This window comes from Desulfovibrio sp., from assembly GCF_035644575.1.
Taxonomy (GTDB): Bacteria; Desulfobacterota; Desulfovibrionia; order Desulfovibrionales; family Desulfovibrionaceae; genus Desulfovibrio.
Genome location: NZ_DASQOG010000239.1, coordinates 1 through 5,959, shown reverse-complemented (window position 1 = coordinate 5,959; position 5,959 = coordinate 1). Strand labels below are relative to the sequence as shown.

5 protein-coding genes are annotated in these 5,959 nt (G+C 59.4%); 2 read left to right on the top strand and 3 right to left on the bottom strand.

Annotated features, from left to right (window positions below):
* Together uvrC and trpB are read right to left on the bottom strand one after the other, a co-directional pair.
* Positions 1–978, bottom strand: a 978-nt coding sequence (uvrC, locus tag VEZ52_RS13430) for an excinuclease ABC subunit UvrC (RefSeq protein ID WP_324837268.1), incomplete at its 3' end; no start/stop codon positions are given.
* A 135-nt stretch (positions 979–1,113) separates the two neighbouring features.
* Complete coding sequence (gene trpB / locus VEZ52_RS13425) at positions 1,114–2,325, bottom strand: tryptophan synthase subunit beta (RefSeq protein WP_324837267.1); 1,212 nt, start codon at positions 2,323–2,325, stop codon at positions 1,114–1,116.
* Positions 2,326–2,598: 273 nt separating this feature from the next.
* On the opposite strand from trpB, the gene VEZ52_RS13420 reads away from it, so the two are divergent.
* Complete coding sequence (locus tag VEZ52_RS13420) at positions 2,599–3,393, top strand: FAD-dependent thymidylate synthase (protein WP_240824908.1); 795 nt, start codon at positions 2,599–2,601, stop codon at positions 3,391–3,393.
* 88 nt (positions 3,394–3,481) lie between these two features.
* Here the strand turns inward: VEZ52_RS13420 and VEZ52_RS13415 are convergent, their stop codons facing one another.
* Positions 3,482–4,834 (bottom strand): O-antigen ligase family protein, encoded by a 1,353-nt coding sequence (locus VEZ52_RS13415; protein WP_324837266.1) that lies wholly within the window; start codon positions 4,832–4,834, stop codon positions 3,482–3,484.
* A 147-nt stretch (positions 4,835–4,981) separates the two neighbouring features.
* Here VEZ52_RS13415 and VEZ52_RS13410 point away from each other — a divergent pair, with 147 nt between their 5' ends.
* Positions 4,982–5,665 (top strand): NYN domain-containing protein, encoded by a 684-nt coding sequence (locus VEZ52_RS13410; RefSeq protein WP_324837264.1) that lies wholly within the window; start codon positions 4,982–4,984, stop codon positions 5,663–5,665.
* Positions 5,666–5,959: the final 294 nt, after the last annotated feature.

Sequence of the window (5,959 nt, the reverse complement as noted above, 5' to 3'; positions counted from 1 at the left end):
GCCCTCTTCCCCCTGCTCCTCTTCCTGATCGGCGGGGATCCATGGCAGCAGGATGCGCGGGGGCGGCGTGGCCTGGCTGTAATACTGCCCCATGAACGACCACAAAAGCTCCGGCGCGTCTTCAAAAGTCAGGCCCGACCAGTAAAAAGCCCGTCCGTCCGTCACGGCCCCGTTGCGCACAAAGATAAGCCCCAGCGCCAGCCCCTTGCCCGCAGAAAACAGGCCCACCACGTCCATGTCGCCGCCGCCGGGCAGCACGGCAGCCTGCCGTTCAACCGTGCTTTCCACAGCGCGGATCTGGTCGCGCAGGCTGGCGGCCCTTTCAAATTCCAGTTCTTCGGCGGCCTGTTCCATGGCGGCGCGCAGGCCGCCAAGCAGCTCGACTGAACGCCCCTGGAGCAGATCCGTCACCTTGCGCACGTTTTCGTTGTATTCCTGCGATGTCACCATGCCCATGCAGGGCGCCGGGCATTGCCCCATAAAATGATACAGGCAGGGGCGCACACGGTTTTTCATGGCCTTGTCGGTGCAGCGCCGCAGGGCAAAGGCGCGGTGGATGAGCTTCCACGTTTCGCGCGCCGCCAGAGCAGACGTGAACGGGCCGAAATAGCGCGCGCCGTCCCGCCGCGCCTGCCGCACGATTTCCAGCCGGGGAAAGGGATGCTTGGGATTGATGCGAAAAAGCACGTACTGCTTGTCGTCGCGCAGCACGATGTTGTAGTGCGGCCTGTGCTTTTTGATGCAACTGGCTTCCAGCAGCAGGGCCTCTTTTTCCGTGGTCGTGGTCAGGTACTCGATGCTCTCGGCATGCGAAAGCATGGCCCGCGTCTTGGCTGGCAGGCCTTCTGGCCGAAAATAGGAGAGCACCCGGCGGCGCAGTACGCGCGCCTTGCCCACATAGATAATGCGGCCCTTGGCGTCCTTGTATAGGTAAACGCCGGGAGTAAGGGGAATGCTGGATGATTCGGGCTTCTGCATGACAAAAGAATGGTGAGTTAAAGAAAAAAAGCAAGTGCGGGGGAAAAAGCCAAAAGGCTTCCATCCCCCGCGCTCCTCCTGAAAAACTGGCGGGCGCTTGTTCGCGCAGCCGCCAGAGCAATTTAAAGAATTGCCCTAAATCAGACCCTTCTGCATCATTTCGGCCACCTGGGCCACGTCCTTGTCGCCACGGCCAGAGAGGTTCACCAGCAAGATACCGTCCACAGGCATGGCGGGGGCCATCTTCATGGCATGGGCCAGCGCGTGGGAAGATTCCAGCGCCGGGATGATGCCTTCATGCCGCGAAAGGGCAAAAAATGCGTCCAGGGCTTCCTTGTCTGTCACGCTGACGTATTCGGCACGGCCCATATCCTTGAGCAGGGCGTGTTCCGGCCCCACTGAGGGATAATCAAGCCCGGCGGAAATGGAATACACTTCGCCAGCCTCGCCCGCAGGATCCTTGATCATATAGGAATTGAAACCGTGCATGACGCCGGGTTCGCCCAGGCAGAGGGATGCGGCATGCTCGCCGTAGCTGTTGCCGCGGCCGCCGGGTTCCACGCCCAAAAGGCGCACATTCGTATCGTCAAGAAAACCCGCGAACAGGCCAATGGCGTTGGAACCGCCGCCTACGCAGCCAAGGCAGGCATCGGGCAGACGGCCAGTTTCGGTCAGCATCTGGGCGCGGGCCTCGCGTCCCACAACCGACTGAAAAACGCGCACCATATACGGGTAGGGATGGGGGCCAACGGCAGAGCCGAGCACATAGAACATTTCCGGATCTTCAATCCACATGCCCAGGGCTTCGTCCACGGCTTCCTTGAGGGTGCGTTGGCCGCTCTTGGCCGCCACCACGCGCGAGCCGAGCATCTCCATACGGATAACATTGAGATGCTGGCGCTCAATATCCACTTCACCCATGCAGATGGTGCATTCCAACCCCATCAGGGCAGCTGTGGCCGCTGTGGCGACACCGTGCTGGCCTGCGCCGGTTTCTGCAATAACGCGCTTCTTGCCCATGCGCTTTGCCAGCAGGCACTGCCCAAGGGTATTGTTGATCTTGTGCGCGCCCAGATGGTTGAGGTCTTCGCGTTTGAGCCATATCTGCGCGCCGCCAAGATGACGGCTCAGGTTGGCGCAGTGGAATACCGGATTGGGCCGCCCGGTGTAGTGGGAGCAAAGATAGTCCAGCTCTTTCTGGAAGGACGGATCCGCCTCGGCGGCCTTCATGGCTTCGGCCACTTCGTCCAGACGGGCCTTGAGAGGCTCGGGTACGAACTGCCCGCCGTAGGCCCCAAAAAAGCCCTTGCTGTCAGGAATGCCGTAAGGGGCGAAATGCTGGCTCATGCGATCTCCTTCTTCATGCTGGGTTTCTGCAAATATCTGCGGCCTGCGCGGGTTTCAGCCTATGAAAGGTCATCCGGCGGCGGCATTTCAAAAAACTTTGTCACTCTGGCGTGTTGCCCGCGCCATGTCAAGATACCGCCCCAAATACCCGCTCAGGGCGGGCCTTTTTTGATATATCCGCGCTTTGCGCGGCAGAGCACGCAACCTTGCCCGAAGAGGCGCTTTGCCCTATAGTCTGCCTCTCTTTTAGACCCCCAGAACAGGCGGAGATCCATGCTTGACGAAAAATACACTGGCAACGGCAAGGTTGTGCTGCTGGCAGGCGGCGGAAAAATCTATACGGATATCGCCGCCCGGTTTGTGCGCAGCGAGCGCGATCTGGAAGAAATCGTGGCCTCGCCCTACTCGCGCCAGATAGTGCAGAATATTCTCGATTCCGGGCACCGGGCCGCGCTGGAGTTCGACTTTTTTCTCTTTGGCGTCGAGGGCTATTCGCGCGTTACCGAAACCCAGCTTGTGCGCAAGCGGCTGGCCTCGTACCTCATCAAATCAGGGCGGGCGGAACTTGGCGGCAAGCGCCGTTATTCCGTGGTGTATCCGCGCAGCGTGGCCGAATTTTCCGCGCAGGTGACCCTGCCCGACGGGCATACGGCAACCCTCAGCGGGCACGATCTGGCTGACATTTCACGCCAGTGGTATGATGCGGGCCTTGACGCGGGCCTGCCAGAAGAAGATTTGCGTTACCTGAAGCCACAGGCCACGGAATTCAAGGCCATCATCGGCATGAACGCCCACGCCCTGCTCGACTGGTTTGCCATCCGCTGCTGCCGCAACGCCCAGCACGAAATACGCCATCTGGCGTGGCAGATGCTGCGCCTCAGCCGCAAGGCCGCGCCCGACCTCTTTGCAGGGGCTGGCCCAAGCTGCGTGCAGATGGGCTACTGCCCTGAAAACAAGCGCCAGCACGCCCGATGCGTGGGCCGCGTGCTCACCAAGGAGCAGGCGCTTGAAATGCTGCGCTCGCATGGCGGGCAGCAGACCAGCGCGGAAGACTTTACCGATCAATAAGGCTTCCCCAAAAGGCTTGTAGAAAAGTTTTGCGGTTCCGCACACAGGGCGTGCGGAACCGCATTCTCTTTTGCTCGTATGGGGCTCTTTAAAAAAATGTCTTGCCCACCGCTGCGGCTTCATCCTGACGCGCCTGCTCGGCCAGGTCTTCAGGGGCGGCATCCAGACCATTGACCACAGCCCCGATCATGACCCCAAGGTGGCTCATGGCAAGCCCCAGCCACCAGATGCGGTAAAAGTCGTGCCCAAAGATGCCGTTGACCAGCCAGCCGCCAAAACCGACCCAGAACCAGGCTGTCATGCGCCAGTAGACACTGGGATTTTTGCTTTCAAGCTCTGCCAGCAGGCGCGGGCGTATACGCTTGTAGCCCCACCAGATGAAGCCCAGCAGAAAAATCATGCCCAGCACAAAGCCAACAATGCCATGTGCATACAGCATATCCAGATAAAGGTTGTGTGGATGGCTGATGGTGATAACGTCTTTTTCGGGCGCAAGACCAAGCGCGCGGAAGGCCTCGTTATAACGGCCCGCTCCGGCTCCCAGCCAGGGATGCTCGCAAAACACCTGCCACGCCAGATGCCACAGGCTCCAGCGGCCATCGCTCTCCACCGCGCCCAGCCCGGCCCGCCCCTGAAGCAGGAGCACAGCCAGCAGAATGCCCAGCGAGCCCACGGCAAGCTTGAAGCGTCCACGGCCCCCGCGCAGCAGCACCCACAAACCAAAGGAAACAGCCACAGCCAGCGCACCGCTACGGCTACTCGCGCCAATCAGCAGAAAAAACGCGGGCCAAAGCGTTGCAAACCACAGCAGGGCCGAAGCCGCAGGCGAGAGGGCGCGGCGCAGAATGAACCAGAGGGAAAACGCAGGGATGAGGGCCAGGGCTATGTAGTTGCCCACAGTGTAATCGCCGAGGCTCCCCGTGAGCCTGCCCGCATTAAGGGCGTAGCCCATGATGAAATCCGTGCCGGTCAGCGCCTGATGCAGGCCGTCCAGCCCTTCCCAGAAGCAGGCCAGCGCACAGGCCCACACAAGGCGGCGCAGATCTTTTTCGCTCCGCACGCATTCCATGCCGATGAACGGCAAAATAAAGCCCTTGTTGATGCCTGTGCCCGCGTGGAGAAGCGAAGTCCATATGTGTTCTGAAAAAAACACGCCAATGCCGATCATGGCCCACAGGCAATAAAAAAGCGGACGCGCATCAAGCCTGTGCAAAACACTTTCTGTCCAGTTGTAGCGATAATAGAGCAATAAAAAAATAAAGCAGATGACTGGCAAGACCTCGCGCGCGCCGTACCCTATGGGAAAGGAGGCCAGCGAAATCCAGAACGACCAGAAAAGGCAACGGACCCACTGCACATCAGACGGATTGCGCAGCGCGCAAAGCAGGTGCTCCCGCACGCGCAAACCCTGCTTTTTTGCTTCATTGAATATATTCAGCACAGCTCATGCGCCCTTTGTTTGGATACAGATTATGGCGCAAGGTGTATCCGTTGGCGGGCATAAATTCAAGTAGCAGTAAAGTCCTTGCATTAGGGGAACAGGCAAAATATACTTTTGAGATAAATTATTTCACCATTGAGGTATACTATGGCTAGATTTACCGGTTTTGACGAAGTATTCAGTGCTCTTTACGTTGACTTCGACAATATTTACACCCGCTTTCTTGAAATTGACCCCGAGGCTGCCAGGGCCTTTGGCTCTGTTCCATACCGGTGGGTGCGCTGGATTGAAAACCATGCGCTGCGCATTCTTTACGGCGAAGGCGTGCGCCGCCGCATCCTCAAGCGCATGTGCTATCTGAACCCCCAGCGCTATCAGGAATACCGCAATCCCTTCATCCGCAGCGCATTCCAGGTGGTGGACTGCCCGCCGCTGACCACACGCGGCAAGACCAGCACCGACATCCATCTGGTCATGGACTGCATGGACGACCTCTCCCACTCCACACACTTTGACGAATTCATCATTCTTTCCGGCGATGCGGACTTTACCCCCCTGCTCATCCGCCTGCAGGAACACGCCCGCCGCACTCTGGTGCTTTCTGTGGGCTATTCGTCGCCCGCATACACGGCAGCGGCATCCTGGCGCATCCGCGAAGACTGGTTTTTACAACAGGCCCTGCGCGACGAGCGCGCCGATGACGTGGACGACCAGCCAATCCCTGTAGTGCCCACGCCACCCATTGTCCGCACCGCGCATGCAGCGCCGCCCGCCCCCGAAAAGAACCCTGAAGATGAAGACGAAGGCCCAGCGCCCGGCAATGCGTGGTAAATACCCGTAAACTGTCAGCCCAACGGCCCGAAGCGCTTGACGCCGGGAGCCGCCAACGCTAAAAAGTGAGACGCTCTTTTCTGGTTGGTAGCCCGCCCTACTGGTGCACCCCGCGCTTACCGGCGAACCACGGACCGCCGCAGCCTGCAGCCGTTTTCAGTGATTACGGCCGCATGATTACGGCGCAGGCGTCCCCCATGACGCATACAGCGGCGGGCCTGAATCATAAAACCTGGTTAGGAGGTCCTATGTTTCGCCGTGTTATTCTTGCCCTGATTACCCTTGCCCTGCTCT